Raw genomic sequence first — 20678 nt, 5'->3', positions numbered from 1 at the left:
AGAGTCCGCTGCCGCACGATCGTGACAGAGAGGTCATCATCGTGGCTCGAAAACTTCGGTATGCGCTCTTGGCGCTGCTACTGGTGCCGCCGCTGTCCGGCGTCGCCCAGGCAGCGGTCCCACCGACACCGCCCGGCTGGTCGCTGGCCTGGTCGGACGACTTCACCGGCGTGAACAACACAGCGCCGAACTCGAACAACTGGATCGTCGACATCGGTCACGGTTACCCCGGCGGTCCTGGCAACTGGGGCACCGGCGAGATCCAGCGCTACACCAATGACCGCGCCAACCTGCGCCTCGACGGCACCGGCAACCTGCGGATCGTGCCGTTGCGCGCGGCCAACGGCGAGTGGACCTCGGCCCGCATCGAGTCCCGCCGGGCGAACTTCAAGGCACCGGCAGGCGGCGTGCTGCGCATCGAGGGCCGCATCCAGATGCCGAACATCACCGGCACCGGCGCGCTCGGCTACTGGCCCGCGTTCTGGGCGTTGGGCGCCCCGTACCGGGGCAACTACTGGAACTGGCCGAGCATCGGCGAGTTCGACGTCATGGAGAACGTCAACGGCATCAACAGCGTCTGGGGCGTGCTGCACTGCGGCGTGAACCCCGGCGGTCCGTGCAACGAGACGAACGGTCTCGGCGCCTCCCGCGCCTGCCCCGGCAGCCAGTGTCCCGGCAACTTCCACACCTACCGCTTCGAGTGGGACCGCTCGGTCAGCCCGAACCAGTTGCGCTGGTACGTCGACGGCCAGCAGTTCCACACCGTGCGGCAGAACCAGATGGACGCGACCTCCTGGAACAACATGACGTCCCACCAGGGCTACTTCATCCTGCTCAACGTGGCGATGGGCGGCGCGTTCCCGAACGGCGTGGCAGGCCGCGGCACTCCTGTCCCGGAGACGACGCCCGGCCGTTCGATGGCGGTCGACTACGTGGCGGTGTGGACCCGACCGTAGTTCTTCCGGCTAGCCCTACTGTTCCACCGCCCCGAAGTCGCTAGCGTGGCAGCAGGGGACTTCGGGGGAAGGTGGAACAGTGGGGGAACTCGCGCGCCGGGACGTGCTGTCCTGGCTGGGTAAAGGCGCACTCGGAGCGGTCGCGCTGGGTGCCGTGGGGCACCGACCCGCGATGGCGGCGAGCGGTGTGACCGTGCTGCGAGGAGCGACGCTCATCGACGGCACCGGCCGCTCGCCCGTCCACGACGCGACCGTCGTGCTGGCCGGCGACCGGATCCTGGCCGCCGGCCGCCACCGTGACGTGCCCCGCGGGGTGCGGGTGATCGACGTGGCCGGGAAGTACGTGATCCCCGGCCTGTGGGATCTGCACACGCACGCGACGTTCTTCGAGAACACCGTCGCGCCACTGCACGTCGTCCAAGGCGTCACGGGCATCCGCGAGATGTGGGGCCAGCCCGAGACCCACGACACCCGCCGTCGCATCGAGACCGGCGAGATCCTCGGTCCCCGCATGGTGATCGCCAGCGCGATCGTCGACGGACCCGGTTCCATCTGGCCCGGCTCGGACATCGTTCGCACCCCGGCAGAAGCCCGTGCCGCCGTGCGCAGGGCCAAGGACGGGGGAGCGGACTTCGTCAAGGTCTACTCGTTCCTCTCGCCGGAGTGCCACGCCGCCATCGCCGACGAGGCCCGCAGGCTGCGGATCCCGTTCGCCGGCCACGTTCCCGCCCGCGTGCCCGTGCAGGACGCGCTGGCGCAGCACACCCACGAACACCTCTACAACCTGTTCACGTCCACATCGGACAACGCCGACGTCTTGTACGCGCAGCTCCGGGCCATGCCCGACGACCCGGCCGACCCGAACTGGTGGGGCCGCCACGCGGGCCGGATGGAACGCGCGGCCGTCGCCACCCACTCACCGGCCCGCGCCCGGCAGGTGTTCGCCGCGATGGCCAGGCAGGGAACCTGGCAGTCGCCGACGCTCTTCGTCGAACGGAACATGTCCCGCTCGCCCGAGACCATCACGAACGATCCGGTGGCCCTCGAACGGATGCGGTACATCCCGGTCGGCCTGCGCGCGCAGTGGCAGCAGATCATGTCCGGCCGCCCTGCCCGCACTCCCGAGGAGGTCGCGGAACTGCGGAGGTTCGGCGACGCCCGCATGGGCCTGCTCCGGCAGATGCACGAGGCGGGCGTGGGCGTCGTCGCGGGCACCGACGCGGGCTTCGCCTACGTCTTCCCCGGCTTCTCCCTGCACGACGAACTGGCGTTGCTGGTCCAGGCGGGTCTCAGTCCGGCGCAGGCCCTCCAGGCCGCCACCCGCGACGCCGCTCGCTGCGTCGGCCGGGAGCACGAGTCGGGCACGGTCACCCCGGGCAAGCAGGCGGACCTGGTCGTGCTGGACGCCGACCCGTTGCGGGACATCACGAACGTCGGCCGCATCCACGCCGTCGTCAGCCGGGGCCGTTACCTCGGCCCGGCCGACCGCACGCGCGTCCTGCGGGAGATCGAGGCCGCCGCACAGGAACCGGTGGAGGCACCGGCGACGCCGATGGGGTGCTGCGAGCACTGATGTGGTCCCCGCCACCGCGATCGTCAGGATCGCGTCAAGGCGGGGCCATGCCGTGTCAGGGTCCCGTCCTGGATCTGGGCACGGCCGCGCGGCAGGCGTGTGCTGGACGCATGACACTCGCGGAGTTGTTGCCCAGCACCGGATGCTCCACCGAACCGGTGCTGGAAGACGGTCTCTGGCCGGACGCCACCCGGATCGCCGGCCAGGACCTCGTCATCGGTGGACTGCCCGCCACGCAGCTGGCGGCGCGCTTCGGCACCCCGTGCCAGGTCCTGGACGAGCAGACGGTCCGCACCAGGGCGAGGGCCTTCCGCGCCGCACTGCCCGGCGCCGAGGTCGTGTTCGCGGGGAAGTCGTTGCCCTGCCCCGAGGTCTACCGCTGGATGGCGCAGGAAGGCCTGTCGCTGGACGTGTCCTCGGCCGGAGAGCTCGCACTGGCCAGGGCCGCCGGATTCCCGGCGACGCGGATCGTCCTGCACGGCAACGTGAAGACCGCCGAAGACCTCAAGGCAGCCCTGGCGTACGGCGTCTCCAGGATCGTCGTCGACTCGTTCGACGAGATCGCCCAGCTCGGTGCCCTGGCGACCCACGGCCAGGAGGTCATGATCCGCGTGACGCCCGGCATCGACGCCCAGACCCACGCCAAGATCGCGACCGGCGTGGAGGACCAGAAGTTCGGCTTCTCCCTGGCTTCCGGCGCCGCCCTGGACGCGGTCCTGCGGGTGGTCGAGCAGCCGTCGCTGAAGCTCGTGGGCCTGCATTGCCACCTCGGCTCGCAGATCAGGCACGTGGCGAGCTACGAGGAGGCCGTGCGGCGGATGGTCGGCCTGATCGCGTCCTGCGGCACCAGGATCGAGCAGCTCGACCTCGGTGGCGGCTTCTGCGCGCCGTACCTCAAGGGCGACACGGACTTCGATTTCGCGGGGTTCGCCCACCGCATCCGGGGCGCCCTCAACTACGAGTGCGCGCTGCACCGCGCACCACCCCCGCGCCTGCTCGTCGAACCCGGCCGCTCGATCGTCGCGAACGCCGGGGTGACCCTGTACCGGGTGTGCGCGGTCAAGGAGTCGACCCGGACGTTCGTGGCGGTCGACGGCGGCATGAGCGACAACCCGCGCCCCGCGTTGTACGGCGCGAAGTACGCCGTCCGGCTCGTGGGCCGCGGCGGAAAAGCCAAGCCCGTCACCGTTGTCGGCCGGCATTGCGAGGCCGGCGACGTGCTCGCCGAGGACGTGCTCCTGCCGCAGGACGTGCACGTTGGAGACCTGCTCGCGGTCCCTGCGACGGGTGCCTACCACCACGCCCTGGCCTCGAACTACAACCAGGTCTGCCGGCCGCCGGTCATCGCCGTCAGCGACGGGGTCGCCAGGCCGATCGTGCGCAGGGAGACCGAGGAGGACCTGTTGCGCCGCTATGTTTGAGCATTCGGGTGCCGAGTCGAACGTCTGTTCCCTAAAGTGGCGCGATGCACTCGTACGCCTACGTGGCCGACTCCCGGCTGGACGAGACACGCCGCGCCCTCGGACTGCAGACCTCCGGCGGCCGGGCGCCGAACCCGCGCTTCTTCACCGGGTTCCTCGGCGACTCGCAGCAGGCCGCGACGGCGTTGCTCGCGATCGCCAAGGTCGCCGGCACCCGCTACTTCCAGCCCACCACCGAGCGCCTGCGGGACCCGGTCGTCACGTGCAACGGCGACCGGCTGCGCTTCGAGTCGTTCTCCGGCTGCTGCGGTGTCTACGCGCGCCTGGACGTCCTCGGCGACGCCCTCGACGGCGAGGTGCACGACCGCGGCACCACGAACGTCGACGTCAACGAGCCGCTGCGGCGCGCCCTCGCCCGAGTGACCAAGGGCGACCCGCTGCACCTGACGGTCGGGCCCGACCAGGTCGAGGTCGGCACGCTCGACGGCGCGGTCGTCGAGAAGAAGGTCCCTCTGCCACCGCGCTGGTTGCGGGGCTTCGCCGAGACCCAGGTCCTCACCTCGAAGTTCGACCTGAAGGCCGAGCTCTCGGCGGCGGACGCGCAGCGGTTCCTCAAGACGCTGCCCAAGGGCCGCGCGGCGGTGTGGGCGGTGCCGTCCGGGAAGTCGTTGCGGCTCAGCGGATCGGCCTCGGCCAACGCCGTGTGCCTGGCGGGCCCGAACCGCCTCGAGACCCTCATCCCGTTGCTGCGCTTCGCGAAGGCCGTCCGGCTCTACGGCCCGCCGGCCGACGGCAAGCCTGTCGCGAGCGGCTGGGAGGTCGACCTCGGCGCGCAACGCCTGACGCTCGTCCTGTCGCCCGAGGTGACGCGAGGTCTGTCCGGCGAGGGCGCCGTCCTCGACGGACTGGCGGCGGGAGACGCCGACACCGACGCCGAACTGGTCGGCGCGCTGCTCGACTTCGAACCCCGCGTCGACGTCGCCGACCTGGCCGACCGTTCCGGACTCACCCCGGCCAGGGTGAAGGACGCGCTGGCGCAACTGGGCACGGCCGGCCGGGTGGGCTACGACCTCGCCGAGGCGTCGTACTTCCACCGCGAACTGCCCTACGGCGGCATCGACGTCGAGGCCATGAACCCCAGGCTGCGCAACGCCAAGGCGCTCGTCGCGCAGAACGCCGTGAGCTGGGACGGCGACACGGCGGTCGTCGGCTCCTACCGCGTCAACGGCGAGGCGTGCACCTGCCAGTGGTGGGCCGAGTACCGCGGCGGCCGCGGCAAGTGCAAGCACGTGCTGGCCGCGGACATGGTGAGGGGCGGAGCGTGACGTTCGCCCGGATCCAGGCGCTGATCGAGGCGGGTCACGCCTACCCGCTGGAGGAGGCGCTCAAGGGCCTCACCGCCGAGCAGCGCAAGGAGTGCGCGAAGGACCTGATCGCGTACGAGAAGGCGCACCGGGCGAGTGATCGGCGCTGGCAGTACGGCGAGCAGCTGGCGATCGCGGGCGCGGGCCTGCTGCCGAGCGCGTCGTCGCTCACCCCGTGGCTGGTCCGCTACCGGATCTCGACGCACCACGGCCGGCGGCACGACGACAGGGTCGGTGCTCTCGTCGACGTGCTGCGCCACCGCGAGCTCACCTGGATCCCGGACCTGGTCACGAGGATCGCCGCCAAGATGCCGGCGCGCGAGCGCTGGCGGCAGGACCTCCTCCACGTCGTCCTGGAGTTCTGCGGCGACGCCCCACCGGATTCGGACGGGTTCCTGCTGCACTTCATGGACCTCGGCGGCCACACGAGGTGGAAGCCCGCGTTCGACGCGTTGATCCCGCGGATGCTGGAGGTCGTCGGCAGCGGCGGGATCATGGGCTTCCGGCGCCAGTGGCCGGAGTTCCTGCGCGACAGGGCGGACCGGCAGGTGCTCCTCGACTGCTGCCTGGCCCGCCTGCAGCAGGGCGGAACGGCCGCCGAGGTGGGCGGTTTCCTCGTCCTGCACGAGATCATCGAGGTCACGGTCGAGGAGATCGCGGCGCACGCGCGGGACTACGTCGCCATGCTGCCGGACTCGCGGTCGACGGTCGCCGGCCTTGCCCAGGACCGGCTGAAGCGGTTGGACGAGGCCGAAAGGCTCGACTTCGGCCTGCTGTGCGAGGCGAGCCGGTGGGTGTTCGGCCGCACCGAGAAGAAGCTCGTCCGCGCCCAGCTCACGTGGCTCGGCAAGCACGGCAAGGCGAACCCGGACGAGGTGGTGCTGGTCGCCGCGGAGCTGTTCGCGCACGAGTCGGACGACCTGCGCGGCCAAGCGGTCAAGCTGATCGCGAAGCACCTCGGCAACGCCGGTGACACCACGCAGGCTCAAATCCGCACCTTGGCCGAGCAACTGCCGGGCGACCTGGCGGCACAGATCGGCGGCACCACGTCCCAGGAACAAGCCCCGGAACTGGCCGCGTTCGAGCCCAGGCCGTTCCCGAGCCCGATCGCCACCCTCGACGAACTCACCACGGAGTTGCTCAGCGCGTTCGGCCGCAACTCGAGCTACGTCGAACCGTCCACAGCGGAACGCATCATCGAGGCGGTGGTCCGGTTCGCCTGGGAGGACAGGGAAGCTCTCGGCCGGGCGATCCGGCCGTTCTCCGAGAACACCCCGTGGTTCGACCACTCCCAGCACAGCCCGCGTTCCGAGCTCATCGGAGCGGTTCTCGACGCGCGCGACAAGCCGCGCCCGCTGAAGCACGAGGTGAGCACCGACCTGGACTTCGCTCGCAACCGGAAGGCGGAGCACGGCATCGGGGCGGTCGGGGACGAACTGGCGAAGCGGCTGTACGAGATCGGGAGGGGCCTCGTCCACCTGCCGAAGCCGGCCCTGGTCTCCACACCCACCGAGATGTCCGGCCTGCTCGACCCGGTGACGCTGGCCGACCGCCTGGCCAGGGCCGAGGCCGAGGGCTGGGAACCGTGGCAGCGCGACCTGCGCCAGGCCCTCCAGCGCCTGCCACGGGACACGGACGCCGCCGTGTTCGCGTCGCTGACCAGCAACGCAGGGGCGAAGGTGCGCGACTGGCTCGCGAACAGGACCGACCCCGAGATCGCCATCGCCGAACGCGCCTACCGGCACCCTTGGCGGTACGACTCCTACATGGGCGAGACCGGCCTGTACGCGACCGTCACCCCCGGCTTGGAAGAGCCGGAGCAGTTCCTGCGCCAGCACGACGACTGGGGCTCGATGAAGGAGTGGTGGCCTTCCCTGCTGCCCGCCCAGCGGGAGGTCGTCGCCGCCCACCTCGTTCCGCACCTGCGGGCGCGGACGGCCTCGAAGGGCGCCGACGGCCCGCTCCTGCCGATGCTCGCCGAAGCCCACGGCCCAGCGGGCCCCGCCCTGCACCTCGCCCTCTCGTACGGACTCGGGGCCGAACTGACCGTCAACCGCGCGCACGCCGTCGACGCGGTCCTGATCCTCGCCGCACGCGACCAGCTCGACGGCAGCACGCTCGGCGAATTCCTGGGACGGTTGCTCGACTGCGGCGACCTCGTGATGAACCGGGTCGTGCCCGGCCTGCGCGACGCGGCGCGCTCCGGTGCCGCACGCCAGATCTGGAATGCCCTGACCACGGCCGTTCCGCGACTGTGGACCCACAACCGGGCGGCGGACGTGATCGAGCTCGCGGTCGAACTGGCCCAGCGGCTCCAGCCGGGCGGCACCGTCGGCGGACTGGCGGAGGTTGCTGCCCGCAAGGGATCGAGCAAGGCGGTCGTGCAGGCGAAGAGGCTGATGAGCGCACTGGGAGGGACCGCGTGAGCTTCGACAGGATCCAGGCTCTGATCGAATCGGACCAGCTGCTCGCGCTCGGGGAGGTGCTCAAGGGCCTCACAGCCGAAGAACGCAAGGAACGCGCCGCCGATCTCGTCGCGTACGATAAGAAACGGCGGGCGTCCGGCTGGAACTGGGAACACCACGCGGCGTTGCAGATCGCGGGCATCGGGTTGCTGCCGAACGCCTCCACGCTCACGCCGTGGCTCGTGCGCTACCAGATCTGGTGGCACCCCATGAGCCAGGAGAACGGCATCGCCGAGGCCCTGGACGTGCTGCGGCACCGCGACCCCGCGTGGCTGCCGGACCTGGTCACGCGAGTCGCCGCCAAGATTCCCGCCCGGGAGCCGAGCCGGCACGACCTGATGCGGATCGTGCTGGAGTTCTGCGGCGACACCCCGCCGGACACCGACGGGTTCCTGCTGCACTTCCTGGACTTCGGCGGCTACACCAACTGGCGTCCGTCCTTCGACGCGCTGATCCCGCGCATGCTGGAGGTCGTCGGCAGCGGGGCGATCTTCGCGAACACCCCGCAGTGGCAGCAGTTCCTGTGCGAGCGGGCAGATCGGCGGATGCTCCTCGACGGCTGCCTGGCCCGGCTCCAGCAAGGTGGCAGCGCCTCGGAGATGGAGGGTTTCCTCGCGCTGCACAGGACTCTGGACGTGACACTGGACGAGACCGCCGAGCACGCACGGGACTACGTCGCGATGCTGCCCGACTCGCGTTCGACGGTCGCCACGCTCGCGCAGGACCGGCTGAAGTCGTTGGACGAAGCGGGAAGGCTCGACTTCGACCTGTTCGCCGACGCGAGCCGCTGGGTCTTCGGCCGCACCGAGAAGAAGCTCATCCGCACCCAGCTAACGTGGCTCGGCAAGCACGCGAAGTCCACTCCGGACGAAGTCGTGCTGACCGCCGCGGAGCTGTTCGCGCACGAGTCGGACGACCTGCGCGGCCAGGCCGTCAAGCTGATCGCCAAGCACCAGGCCAAGATCGGCGACACCACCCGGACCGAGCTGCTGTCGCTGGCCGAGCAGCTGCCGCCCGATCTCGCCGCCCAGCTCGGCGCCGAGACGGTCGCGGAGGAGGCGGTCGAGCTCGCACCGTTCACGCCGAGCCCGTGGCCGGACCCGATCGCGACGCTCGACGAGCTGACCGGCGAGGTGCACGGGCTGTTCGGCCGCAACGCGGGGCAGGTCGACCTGGTGAGCGCCGAACGGATCATCGAGGCGGTGGTCCGCTTCGCCTGGCAGGACAAGGAAGCGATCGCCCGGGCGTTCGCGCCGATCTTCGAGAAGCACCCGTGGGTGCTGAACCGCGGCGCCTACGAGACCTATCCCGACCACGCCCGGCGCGACTGCTGGTCGGTGCTCGTCTCGATCATCGGCGCCGTGTCCGAGACCGCCGCACCGCTCGGCCCGATCGAGTCGGTGCTGGAGGCCGCCAGGACGTGGATGAAGCAGCTCAGGCGGGCGGAAGTGGGCTCGGTGAGCCTGCAACTCGCCAAGCGGCTCAACGAGATCGCCAAGGGCATCGTCGACTCGCCGCGACCGGCGCTGGTGTCGACCCCGACCGTGACGAGTGGGCTGCTCGACGCCGCCACACTGCTCGAACGGCTCGCCAAGGCCGAGGCGGAGAACTGGGAACCGTGGCCGCGTGACCTCCGGCAGGCCTACCACCGGCTGCCACGAGACACCCGGCCGGAGGACTTCGCGCCGTTGACGAGCAACGCGGGCAAGCTGCTGCGCGAATGGCTCGGGGACTCGAGCGACCCGGCGTCCGAACTGGTCGAACGCACGCGCAAGCAGCACCACGCGTACGGGACCCCGCCGCCCCCGGAGAAGCGCCTGCTCGCGACGCTCACGCCCGGACTGCCCGATCCGGAGCGATACTGGTTCAGCTACAACGGCTGGGGCGCCATGCTCCTGTGCTGGCCCGCTGTCCTGCCCGCGCAACGGGAGGTCGTCGCCGCGTTCCTCGTGCCGATCCTCGCGAACGGCCGGGAGTCGAAGGTCGACGACGGCCCGGTGCTGCCCGCGCTCGCCGAGGCGGACGGCCCGATCGGTGCCGCCACGCACCTGGCGCTCGCCTACGGTCTCGGCGCCGAGGGGACGGTCGGCCGCGCCCACGCCGTCGACGCGTTGCTGATCCTCGCGGCCCGCGACCAGCTCGACGGGAGGGCACTGGGCGAGGTCGTCGGCCTGCTGCTGGAACGCGGCGACCTCGCGCTGAACCGCGTGGTGCCGTGCCTACGCGACGCGGCACGCTCCGGTGCCGCAGCCCAGATGTGGGACCTGCTGTCGACCGCCCTGCCGAAGGCGTGGTCGCACAACAGGGTCGCGGACCTGGTCGAGCTGGCGGTCGAGCTGGCCCAGCGGCTCAAGCCGGGCGGCACCGTCGGCGGTCTCGCGGAGGTGGCCGCCCGCAAGGGTTCCAGCAAGACGGTCGTCCAGACCCGGCGGTTGGTGAACGCACTAGCCTGAACCACATGGACCTGGGAGTCGTCGTCGCGGAACGGCAGATCGAGGGCAGGGCACCGGACGGATCACCCTTCGAGGTGGTGATCAGGTTCGGTGCCCCGCGCCCGGACCCGTTGAGCGGCAACGGGGACTGGGAGTGTCCGCATCAGATCGTGGGTCTCGGCGACGAGGCCGTCAGCGCCGCGTACGGCGTGGACTCGGTGCAGGCCCTGCTGCTGAGCGTCTACGCCGTGCGGATCGAGCTGGCCGAGTCGGGTGCCACCCTGGACTGGCTGGGCATGCCCGAGCTCGGCCTGACGGTCGCGCCCGATCTCAGCCCGCGAACACGGGGTAGTGGTCGGACAGGTCGTTGAAGGTGTACTTGCGCCCCCACGACCAGATCGACCACTCAGGACTCTTCACGCGCCGCGTCTCGTTGCGCAGCAACGGTCCCTGGATCGTCAGCACGTAGTCGAGGTGCTCGGACGCGTACTCCGGCCCGTACTGGTCGCGGCAGACGCTGTTGTCCGCGCAGTCCCACGAGAACGGGTGCCCGCCCACCTCGGGCGTCTGCGCGCCCAGTTCCGACACCATCCGCGGGTACTCGTCGCCGGCCTTGACCACGTTCAGGTCACCCGCCACGTACACGGGCTCGGCCGTGGGAATGTTCCGCGCCGTCAGGAACGCCCTGATCTCGGCCCGCTGCTTCGCCCGGAACCCGCCCGGCGCGCTGGTGCAGGCCGAGTCCTCGGCCTGCATGTGCGTCCCGACGACGTGCAGCGGCCCGGTCGGCGCCTCGATCCGCACGTACGCGAACCCCTTGTTGGAGAACCAGTCCGCGCCGCAGCCGTCCCGGTAGACGTGCTGCACCCGCGTGGTGATCGGCCACCGGCTCAGCACCGCGACACCGCCGTCCTCCGGCGTCGAGTCGCTGTACCTCCCGCTCGTCACGTCCCACCCGGCCTTGCTGCGGCCCAGCACCGGCGTCTGGTGCGGGTAGGTGTCGCGCAGGTTCGCCAGCAGCCGGTCCGAGGCGGTGTTGTCGAAGACCTCGTTGAGCACGACGACGTCCTGGCCGTTCAGCACGCCGGTGCTGTCGATCAGGTCGGCGCGGGCGACCTGGCCCCAGTTCGGGTACAGGTTCCGCGACAGCATGAAGACGTTGTAGGTGGCGATCTTGGGGGCGGCCGGAGCGGCGACCGCGGGGGCGGCCGAGATCGTCAGCGCGACGGCGGCGGCGAGCGTGATCAGGCGCATGAAGCCCGATGGTGGCGGACGTGAAAGTCTTTCACAACAGCCCGTGGTGACCCGAAGGTGTCGTATCGATCAAGAGCTGATCTGCCGCCGCTTCTCGCTCAGGAGATCAGATCGATCAGGGACCTGATCTCCTCGCTCGTCGCGCGGCCGAGGGCCGAACCGATCCCGCACGCCACCGCTCCGGCCTCCAGCCATGCTGGAACGTCGGCGGGAGCGACGCCTCCGGTGGGCACGAGCGGCGCGTGAGGCAGCACGGCGAGCACGTTCCTGACCCACTGGGGCGTGGGCGCGGGGAACACCTTCACCGCGTCCGCCCCGGCCTCGAGAGCCTGCACCACCTCGGACACCGACCCGGCCCCGGGCAGAACAGCGGCTCCGTACCGGTGCCCGGCCCGGATCACCGACACGTTCAGGTCGGGGGCCACCAGGAACTGCGCCCCGGCGCGCACCGCGGCGACGGCGGAAGCCTCGTCGAGCACGGATCCGGCGCCGATCACCGCTGACGGGTGGTCCGTGCGGAGCTGCCGGATCGCTTCCAGCGCACCGGGGTTCGTCAGCGGCAGCTCGAGGGACGTGATTCCGGCGTCCAGCAACGGAACGGCGGCCTGCACGGCGGAGGAGGTGTCGGCGGTGCGAACGATCGCGATGATGCCCTGCCGCACGACTGCCTGGGTGATCTCGTAGCGGTAGCTCACGCCGGTCAGGCTACTGCGCACAGATCAGGAGTTGTTCTTGGTGCGTGACAGGGGCTGCCAGCCGCTGTCAGCGAGGTGTGCGGAGCGTGCCAGCGGGCCGGGTGAACCTGGTCGTGCCGTCAGGGAGGCGGCACGATCTCCAGGGGAGCTCTACATGCACGTCACGATCATCGGTGCCGGACTCGGTGGCCTCACGCTCGCCCGTGTGCTGCACGTCAACGGCATCCCGTCCACCGTCTACGAGGCCGAGGAGTCGCCGTCGGCACGGACGCAGGGCGGCATGCTCGACATCCACGACTACAACGGGCAGATCGCCGTCGAGGCCGCGGGCCTGATGGACGAGTTCCAGCGCCTGGTGCTGCCCGGCCGCCAGGCCATGCGGGTGCTGGACTCCGACGGCGCCGTGCTGTTCGAGAAGGGCGACGACGGCACGGGTGGCCGTCCCGAGGTGCAGCGCGCCGACCTGCGTCAGATGCTGCTCGGCTCGCTGCCGGCGGGCACCGTGCGCTGGGGCCGCAAGGTGACCGGCGTCGAGGGCAGGACCGTGACGTTCGCCGACGGCAGCACCGTCACCGCTGACGTGCTGGTCGGCGCTGACGGCGCGTGGTCGCGGGTGCGGACGCTGGTCAGCGACGCGAAGCCGGAGTACACCGGCATGTCGTTCGTCGAGACCTACCTCCACGACGCCGACACCCGGCACCCGGACGTCGCGAAGGCGGTCGGTGGCGGCTCGATGTTCGCCCCCGGTCAGGGCAAGGGGATCTTCGCGCACCGGGAGAGCGGCGGCACGCTGCACGCCTACGTGGAGTTCAGCCGTCCGCTGGAGTGGTTCGACGACCTCGGCCGGATCGCGGGGGAGTTCGAGGGCTGGGCGCCGGAGCTCACGAAACTGATCACCGAGTCCGACACGGAGCCGGTGTTCCGCCCCCACTACGCCCTGCCGCCGGAGCACCGCTGGGACCGGGTGCCGGGCGTGACCCTGGTCGGCGACGCCGCGCATCTCATGGCGCCCAACGGTGAGGGCGCCAACCTGGCCATGCTGGACGGCGCCGAGCTCGGCAAAGCGCTGGCCGCCAAGGACGTGGAGACCGCGCTCGCCGAGTACGAGGAGGCGATGTTCGTGCGCGCCGCCCACACCGCCGCGGACTCCGAGGAGATGGTCCAGAGCCTGTTCGGCGACGAGCCGCCGCAGAAGCTGCTCGACCTGCTCGTCGAAGCCTGAGAATTAAGGACACCGCTGAGCGGCGCTTGCTGCAGATGCATGCAGTCGTGCGCATGACGCGAGAAGGTGCGCGGCGTGGACGGCCCCGTGCGCAAACGGATCCGTGCGCCACGGGTCGCCCAGGGCTGCACACCATCGGCACGGCGGGCGGTCCGTGCGAGATCCTCGACATCTTCGACCGGGAGGCACGTCGCGGCCACAACGCCGGCAAGAAGACGTGGCCTTGCGCGGGCGGCATCGTGGAGGCCGATCGTCTTGCTCTTTGCGCAAGGTGTCGTGCATCTGACGCATGGTCGGCCTACGTTGGGCCTATGAGCGAGCACGCAACGGACCACGGGCAGCACCACGGCCACGGGGGCGGCCACGGTGCCACGCCTCACCACGGTCAGGGACCTCACCACGGCCAAGGGCACGAGCACGAGCACGAGCACGAACATGGTCACGGCCACGGGCACGGGCACGGGCACGGGCACGACGGTGGCGACCAGGCGGAGGTCCTCGACCTCGACGCCGAACTCCTCGCCGACCACACCGCCGCCATCATCGACTGGCTCCCCACCGCGAACCCCCGCCACATCGTCGACCTGGGCGCCGGCACCGGCGCGGGCACGTTCGCCCTGCTGACCCGCTTCCCCGAAGCCCACGTCACCGCCGTCGACTCGTCGGTCGAGCACCTCCAGCGCCTCCGCGCCCAAGCCGGCGAACGGGGCCTGGCCGACCGGATCCACACCGTCGTCGCCGACCTCGACTCGGACTGGCCGGACCTCGGCACCCCCGACCTGATCTGGGCCTCGGCGTCCCTGCACCACATGGCCGACCCGGGCCACACCCTCGCCCAGCTCCACAAGACGCTCGCCCCCGGCGGCCTGCTCGCCGTGGTCGAACTGGCCGGCATGCCGCAGTTCCTCCCCGAACACGGCCCGGACGGCCACGACGAGCGCATGCCGCACCGCGGCGCCGACTGGGGCCCGATGCTGACCGGAGCCGGGTTCACCGTCGAGGGCGACCGCACGATCACCGTCCACGTCGAACGGTCCGAGGCCGTGGAACGCTACGCCCGCATCGTCCTGCGGCGGCTCCTCGAACCGGAGGCCCTCGAAGAAGCGCTGCGCCGGGACGACCTGGCCCTGCGCACCGAACGCACCGTCTGGGCGGCGAGGAAATGACCGTCTGGCCAACCGCTCACGCCCTGAACAGCACCCGTGCGACAACCTGAAGATCAGGCAGTCCGTTCCCGCCGGACGGCTAGACCAGGGTGCGCAGGAAGGAAGGCCCGCCCTCCTCGGCGTTCAGCCCTTTCTCGACGAACGCGATGTTGTGGTGGAACGAGATCCCGCTGATGTTGCGCTCCAGGTAGGAACCCTCGCCACGCGGATCCCGCACCTCGGCCTGGTTCAGGCCGTCGACAAAGGACTTCAGCATCCCCATCGACGTGCTCGCGGTCGCCTCGGGATGGCCGCCCCAGCTCGGCCAGTACGCGGTCTGCAGGTCCTCCACGACGTAGAGCCCGCCCGCGCGGACGTGCGGGAACAGCGCGTGGAACGAGGTCCGCACGTGCTCGTTGAGGTGGCTGCCGTCGTCGATGACCACGTCGAACGGTCCGAGCTCGTGGCCCAGCCGGTCGAGGAACGCGGCGTCGGACTGGTCGCCCAGCACGGTCATGATCCGCGGGCCGGCGACGTTCTTGCGCGCGATGTCGAGGCCGTGCACGAGGCCGCGCCGGAAGTACCGCTGCCACATCCGCAACGAGCCGCCACCGCGGTCCGGGTCGTCGTAGCCACCGATGCCGATCTCCAGCACCCGCACGGGCTCGTCGCGCAGGCGGGCGAAGTGGCGTTCGTAGTGCTGCGTGTACCAGTGCAGGTCGCCCCACTTGTCCGAGCCGTGCTCCACGGCCAGCTCGCCCAGGTCCCGGTGGCCGGGCTTGAGCGCGGACAGGAGCTCCTGGACGGACTGCGCGATGCCCTTGCGGTCCTGGAACCACCCGCCGATCCCGCGTTCGTCGAGATCACGGCCAGGGGTGGTGACGGCGAGGCTCGGCCACGGGCGGGTGTCGGTGCCGTAGAGGCCCCGGACGGCGTCGGCCAGGTCGAGCGTGACCACCACTTCGGCGTCCGTGCACAGGTGAGTGGTGGTGCGGTCGTCGAAGTTCAGGTCCAGGCGCACGTCGTGCTCGCCGATCTCCCGCAGGACCTCCGCGGCGACGGCGTCCGGGGTGAGTCTGCGGATCGTGTCGTCCAGCAGGTCGCGCCCGGCGGTGGCGGCCTGCAGCAGCGGGGCGAGAACCGTCCACCTTGTGGTGTCGAACACGAGGTCCCCTTCGGATGGCTTGAGTCTGGCTTGAGCGGGTCCGTCTTACGATCGGAACATGGTGCTCCGACGGGTGTCCTGCATGATCTTGGCCTTGGTTCTGGCTGTGTCGGGCGTGGGACCGGCACAAGCAGGAGAACGGCAGTTGTTGTACTACAACCACGCATGGGGAACGCTCGACCGAGCCACCGCGGACGCGGTCGAGCACTCGCGCTACCTCAGGGAGTTCGCGGACTTCGAGGTGCGCACGACGACCGGCGCGGACGGCAAGGTGTGGACGGGGCGCTACCTGCGCGGCCGCGAGACCTACCTCGAGATCTTCGGGCTGGGCGACGTGCCGGGGCGGGACGGTCAGCTCGGGTCCGCCGGTCTGGGGCTCTCGACCGAGCGCGACGGTGACATCGAGAAGCTCGGCGCCCGGCTGCGCGCGGCGGGACAGGAGCCGATCGAGTTCCTGCAGACCCGCGACTTCGGCGACGGCAAGCCGGTGCCGTGGTTCGACTCGCTGTTCCTGATCGAGAAGTACCAGAAGTTCGGTGCCTGGGCCATGGAGTACCGCGACGAGTACCTGAACGACCAGCGCAGCAAGGTGGGACCCGCGCGGTTCCCCGGCGACGTGACGCGGGAGCGGTACCTGCCGGACGCGTACGAGGACAGGGTGATGCGCGACATCACCTTCATCCGCCTCGCCGTCACCGCCTCGGACCTGGCGGACACCGTGCCGCTGCTGCGGGCCGGCGGGTTCTCGCTGTGGACCGAACCCGGCGCGGTCGTCGCCACCCGCGGCGGCACGACGATGCGGTTCGACGAGGCGCCGCCGGGGAAGACCGGGCTCAAGCGCGTCGAGTTCGAGCTGAACCACATGGTCGCGAGGCACGTCGAGAAGCTCGGCACGTCCACGCTGGTGGTGGGTCCGGGCAAGCGCGCGGTCTGGACCTTCTGACACCCCCGGTCCGCACGGGTCGACGAACCTGCAGCTCGCGCAGGGCGAGCACCGCTACGACGGGCTCGAGCGCGAGCTGCAGGCCAGGCCTCCTCGACGGCATCGGGCACAACGTGCCGCAGGCGTTCGCCAAAACGGTCCTCGACGTCAGCCTGGGGACGTGAGCCGCCTACTTCTGGGTGGCGAGCCGGTACGCCGCCGACCCGATCAGCTCCAGCGACACCTGCAGCCGTTCCAGGCTGATGTTGTCGCGGATGGTGTCCTCCGGGGTGTGGTAGATCGGCTCCAGCTGCGCCGGCCCGCCCTCGCCGCGCCAGCTGAAGTTCGCCGACGCCATGCCCTTCTCGTGGAACGGCACGTGGTCGCTCGATCCGCGCGCCACCGGTCCGTGCACCCTCGGGTCGTAGCCGAGCCTCTGCGCCGCGGCGCGGACCCCGGCCGTCGTGGCGTTGTCGGCGCCGTCCACGGACAGCAGCCAGTACGCCGTGGCGGGGTCGTGGCTGGTGGCGACCATGTCGTTCTGGAACACGCCCTTGATCCGCGTGATCTCCTCCGGCGGGAGCTGGGAGACGTAGTGCCGCGACCCGAGCAGGCCCTGCTCCTCCGAACCCCACAACGCGAACCGCAGCGCCTTGTGCGTGGGCAGGTATCGCAGCACGCGGGCCAGTTCGAGGCACAGGACCGTGCCGCTGCCGTCGTCGTTGGCGCCCGGTGAGCCCGGCACGCTGTCGTAGTGCGCAGTGACCATCACGACCCCGTTGTCACGCCACGGGAACGTCGCCGGCCGGTCCGCGATCACGTTGTAGGACGTGAGGTTCGGGTGGTGGATCGTGCTGATCGTGAGCTCGCCGGAGCCCTGCGCGCGCAGCTTCTCGGTGTGCACCTGGGCGAGGCCGATGACCGGCACGGTGACGTTGCGGTCGAGCGTGGGGGAGAAGGCGCTCGACTTGTTCGCCGTCGCGGAGATCCGGCCGAGAATCACCGCCACCGCACCGCGTTCGATCGCCGCGTGCGTCGGCGCGGAGCCGGCGGGAGCGTTGACGTAGAACGCGATCTTGCCGGTGAGATCGGGCAACGCGCCGTCGGTGACCTCGACGAACGGGGCCTTGACGGTGACGCCGAGGGAGCCGAAGCGCGAGGCGCCGGCCTGCCACCCGCCGTTGACGTCGGCGAGGTACTTGTCCGGCACGGTGAACGGCTGCGTCGTCACCTGGTACCGCAGCGCCTTCAGTTCGCGGACGAGGTAGTCGCGCGCCCGGTGCTCCGACGCGGTGCCGCCGATGCGCGGCCCGATCTCGTCGCTCAGGACCTTGAGGTGCTCCAGCGCCTTGCGAGCACGGACCCTCGCCACGACGGGGAAGTCGCCGAGGTCGAGGTCCGGCAGGTGCGACGCGCCCGGCCGCTGCTCGCCTGCCGCGAGCGCGCTCGCGGGATTGGCCACGACAGCGGCCACGCCGACCGCCGCTGCGAAGAAGTCACGTCTGCGCAAGTCGTCCCCCATCTCCCGAAGTTGTCCGGGCGAACGTAGGCAGGACGACATCTCCGGGACAACCGACTAGTGGCTGGCTTTCACCAACTGGTCATCCGCGTGGTCGAGCACCAGGTCCTGGACCTGCCTGCGCGCGTCCGCCCGTGCCTTCTGCACGCACGCCATCAGCTGCGCCGCGAGCACTTCGGGTTCGAGCTCGCGCACCTCGGGGCTCAGCGTGATGCCCGTCGTGAGGCCGTTCGAGTCGACCGAGACACTGATGCCGCCGCGGGTGGCCTCTCCGCTGACGGCCGCGAGCAGCCCGACCAGGTCGAGGTAGCGGCGCTGCTCGCGTTCGGCGGCCGCGTCACGGCGCTCCTCCCACCAGGTGATCCGGCGGCGCAGCAACGCCTGCGCGGTCGCCGGATCCGCCACGGGCACCGTCCACGAGCCGGACGCGGTGTGCAGTGTGATCGCGTGCGAATGCGCTGTCACGCGGAGGATGCGGGCGAACGAGAGCCCGGCGTCGACCCGCGCACCCGTGCGTGTCGTCCAGTCGACACGATCCGTGCCGATCACCACGCGTGCGCCACTGCCGTCCAGCACGAGCGGGAACGCCGTCGACCCGAGTTCGAGGACGGGAGCCGAGAGCAGCGAGCGGTGGGCCAGGCGGGCGAGTGCGCTGGCGGATCCGGCGCCGAGCACCCCGGCCGCGCACAACGCCTTCACCGCGATCGCCGCGCCGGGGCTGAGCCGCAACGCGATGCCCGAACCCGGCAGCACACCGAGCACGAGCTGCGCGCCCGTCATCAGGGTGGTGGCGGGCAGCCACGAGTGCGGATCGCTCAACCCGTTGCGCCGCAACCAGGTCAGCAACGCCCACGCGCACGCCGCCGCGGCGACGGCCGGAATCGCCGACCACCACGGCATGACGCGCTGCCCGGCCGAGGTCATCCCGGCGAGCACGACGCACACGATGCCGATGGCGACGGGCAGGACACCGGCCGAGAGCAGCAGCAGTGTCCTGGTGCGCCGCCACCGGGCAGCGAGTGCGTGGACGACCTGGGGATCGTTGATCAGAGGGATGGCGTGAGGAATGAGCGTCATCTGGGCGCCCCTCGTCAGCTCGCCGCCGCCACCTCGTGTGACGTGCGGGCCGACCAGACTTCCCGGCTCACCTGACCCGTTAATATGCCGTAAATGTCCTGATCAGGCAAGCCCTGTCCACAGTGGACGATCAGGACGCCGCCGCTTTCGCCCGCCTGCCGAGCAGTGCGTCGACGGCCAGGAAGACCACCAGGCTGACCCCGAGCAGCGGCACGAACCACCCCACGAGCAACGCGCCGAGGCCGAGTCCGATCAACGCTCCGCGCGGGGCCTTGCGCCACTGACCTCGCGGGGTCGGGCGGCCGAAGCCGTTCGTGGGCCTGCGCTTCCACCACATGCGGTAGCCGAGCACGACCGAAGCGACCAGTCCGCCGCCGATGAGCAACAGCAGCAGCTGGTTGGGCCAGCCGAACAACACACCCATGTGCGCGTCGATGCCCCACCTGGTCAGCTTCGCGCCCAGCGGGAAGTCGGCGAACTCCAGCGCGCTGACCACCTCGCCGCCGTGCACCGCGACGGAGTCGTTCTGGGTGGGCAGGCCCTTCTCGATCTCGGCGACCTTCCAGGCGCCGCCGGGGGTGGCGGGCAGGCCGATCTCGACCGCCTTCGCGTCGATGCCGGACAGCTTCGCGGCGCGGAACACGTCGTCGATCTCGGCGTGCCCACCGGCGGACGAGGTGCTCGAACCGTGGTCGCCGTGGCTCTCGCCGGCGCCGGGCATCTTCAGCGTCGGCGTGGACCAGCCGACCGCCGTGCGCAGCACGGCGACGTTCTCGCCCGCGTAGGCCGACCACGTGAGACCGGTGGCGGACAGGAACAACGCGCCGGCGAGCACCCACACGCCGATCAGCCCGTGCGTCCGGATGCGCTTGCTGTTACGTGCCCGGGAGACCCACAGGACCAGCCCGCCCAGCGCGACGACCCACAGCCACGAGGCGGCGAGTTCGCTGTAGAGGCGACCGGGTTCGCCGAGCATCAGGTTGCGGTGCAACTGGTCCAGCGCCGTGCGCAGCGGCAGCACGCCGCTCGACCCGTAGACCACGAGATCACCGGTGACGCGTCCGGTGCCGGGGTCGACGAAGACCGCCCGCCGTTCGGACTCGCCCAGGCCCTTCTCCGAGAACAGGACGCGGGTCGTGGCACCGGGTTCGGGTGCGGGCCGGACCGCGACGAGCGAGCCCCGGGGTGAGGTCGCGAGTGCGGCGTCGACCTGCTGGGACAGCGGAAGCTGCTGTGCGGTCGCGGGAACGCGCAGCTGATCGGAGTAGACCCAGGACTCCAGTTGCGGTGTCAGGGCGTAGAGCACGCCGGTCAGCGCGGCGATCAGGACGAACGGGCCGACGAGCACGCCGGCGTAGAAGTGCAGGCGCAGGAAGAGTCCCCGCCACGCGAACGACGTGCGTGACGGAGCGGCTGTGGTGGTCATGGTGCTCCCAGATGGGCGTGAACAGGGGCAGGACCGCTCGGT

At 70.8% G+C, this 20678-nt stretch carries 16 protein-coding genes; 10 read left to right on the top strand and 6 right to left on the bottom strand.

What is annotated here, in order from left to right; translation table 11 throughout:
• The first annotated feature begins 41 nt into the window (after positions 1–41).
• The 7 genes from AB0M48_RS03605 (at position 42) to AB0M48_RS03575 (ending at position 10582) form a co-directional block, all read left to right on the top strand.
• Complete coding sequence (locus tag AB0M48_RS03605) at positions 42–956, top strand: glycoside hydrolase family 16 protein (RefSeq protein ID WP_363835725.1); 915 nt, start codon at positions 42–44, stop codon at positions 954–956.
• Between the two features lie 79 nt (positions 957–1035).
• The gene (locus tag AB0M48_RS03600; protein ID WP_363835724.1) at positions 1036–2529 is read left to right on the top strand and encodes an amidohydrolase family protein; all 1494 of its coding nucleotides are present in this window, start codon (positions 1036–1038) and stop codon (positions 2527–2529) included.
• 110 nt (positions 2530–2639) lie between these two features.
• Entirely contained in the window at positions 2640–3950 is a 1311-nt protein-coding gene (lysA, locus tag AB0M48_RS03595; protein ID WP_363835723.1) for a diaminopimelate decarboxylase, read from the top strand.
• 44 nt (positions 3951–3994) lie between these two features.
• Positions 3995–5275 (top strand): SWIM zinc finger family protein, encoded by a 1281-nt coding sequence (locus tag AB0M48_RS03590; RefSeq protein WP_363835722.1) that lies wholly within the window; start codon positions 3995–3997, stop codon positions 5273–5275.
• A complete protein-coding gene (locus tag AB0M48_RS03585) occupies positions 5272–7740 on the top strand; it encodes a DUF6493 family protein (RefSeq protein ID WP_363835721.1) in 2469 nt (822 codons plus the stop codon). The genes AB0M48_RS03590 and AB0M48_RS03585 overlap by 4 nt, the downstream gene beginning before the upstream one ends.
• The gene (locus AB0M48_RS03580; protein ID WP_363835720.1) at positions 7737–10232 is read left to right on the top strand and encodes a DUF6493 family protein; all 2496 of its coding nucleotides are present in this window, start codon (positions 7737–7739) and stop codon (positions 10230–10232) included. The genes AB0M48_RS03585 and AB0M48_RS03580 overlap by 4 nt, the downstream gene beginning before the upstream one ends.
• A 5-nt stretch (positions 10233–10237) precedes the next feature.
• The gene (locus tag AB0M48_RS03575; protein WP_363835719.1) at positions 10238–10582 is read left to right on the top strand and encodes a hypothetical protein; all 345 of its coding nucleotides are present in this window, start codon (positions 10238–10240) and stop codon (positions 10580–10582) included.
• Here AB0M48_RS03575 and sph read toward each other — a convergent pair.
• Positions 10542–11465, bottom strand: a complete 924-nt coding sequence (gene sph / locus AB0M48_RS03570) for a sphingomyelin phosphodiesterase (RefSeq protein ID WP_363835718.1) — start codon at positions 11463–11465, stop codon at positions 10542–10544. The genes AB0M48_RS03575 and sph overlap by 41 nt on opposite strands.
• Before the next feature lie 98 nt (positions 11466–11563).
• Positions 11564–12160, bottom strand: a complete 597-nt coding sequence (locus AB0M48_RS03565; RefSeq protein WP_363835717.1) for a bifunctional 4-hydroxy-2-oxoglutarate aldolase/2-dehydro-3-deoxy-phosphogluconate aldolase — start codon at positions 12158–12160, stop codon at positions 11564–11566.
• 154 nt (positions 12161–12314) lie between these two features.
• Here AB0M48_RS03565 and AB0M48_RS03560 point away from each other — a divergent pair, with 154 nt between their 5' ends.
• Complete coding sequence (locus tag AB0M48_RS03560; RefSeq protein WP_363835716.1) at positions 12315–13382, top strand: NAD(P)/FAD-dependent oxidoreductase; 1068 nt, start codon at positions 12315–12317, stop codon at positions 13380–13382.
• A 311-nt stretch (positions 13383–13693) separates the two neighbouring features.
• Complete coding sequence (locus AB0M48_RS03555; RefSeq protein ID WP_363835715.1) at positions 13694–14548, top strand: class I SAM-dependent methyltransferase; 855 nt, start codon at positions 13694–13696, stop codon at positions 14546–14548.
• Positions 14549–14627: 79 nt separating this feature from the next.
• Here AB0M48_RS03555 and AB0M48_RS03550 read toward each other — a convergent pair whose 3' ends face one another.
• Positions 14628–15692: a class I SAM-dependent methyltransferase gene (locus tag AB0M48_RS03550; protein ID WP_363835714.1), complete on the bottom strand. Its 1065-nt coding sequence runs from the start codon at positions 15690–15692 to the stop codon at positions 14628–14630.
• A gap of 82 nt (positions 15693–15774) precedes the next feature.
• On the opposite strand from AB0M48_RS03550, the gene AB0M48_RS03545 reads away from it, so the two are divergent.
• Positions 15775–16635, top strand: a complete 861-nt coding sequence (locus AB0M48_RS03545; protein ID WP_363835713.1) for a DUF5829 family protein — start codon at positions 15775–15777, stop codon at positions 16633–16635.
• Positions 16636–16804: 169 nt separating this feature from the next.
• Here AB0M48_RS03545 and AB0M48_RS03540 read toward each other — a convergent pair whose 3' ends face one another.
• The 3 genes from AB0M48_RS03540 to AB0M48_RS03530 form a co-directional block, all read right to left on the bottom strand.
• On the bottom strand, positions 16805–18136 hold the full coding sequence (locus tag AB0M48_RS03540) for a M28 family peptidase (RefSeq protein ID WP_363835712.1): 1332 nt from the start codon (positions 18134–18136) through the stop codon (positions 16805–16807).
• Positions 18137–18190: 54 nt separating this feature from the next.
• Positions 18191–19210, bottom strand: a complete 1020-nt coding sequence (locus AB0M48_RS03535; protein ID WP_363835711.1) for a YbaB/EbfC family nucleoid-associated protein — start codon at positions 19208–19210, stop codon at positions 18191–18193.
• Positions 19211–19340: 130 nt separating this feature from the next.
• Complete coding sequence (locus tag AB0M48_RS03530; protein WP_363835710.1) at positions 19341–20636, bottom strand: PepSY domain-containing protein; 1296 nt, start codon at positions 20634–20636, stop codon at positions 19341–19343.
• Positions 20637–20678 lie beyond the last annotated feature (42 nt).

The sequence above is a fragment of the Lentzea sp. NPDC051208 genome (assembly GCF_040682435.1).
Taxonomy (GTDB): domain Bacteria; phylum Actinomycetota; class Actinomycetes; order Mycobacteriales; family Pseudonocardiaceae; genus Lentzea; species Lentzea kristufekii.
This window is presented reverse-complemented; position numbering and strand designations above follow the sequence as displayed.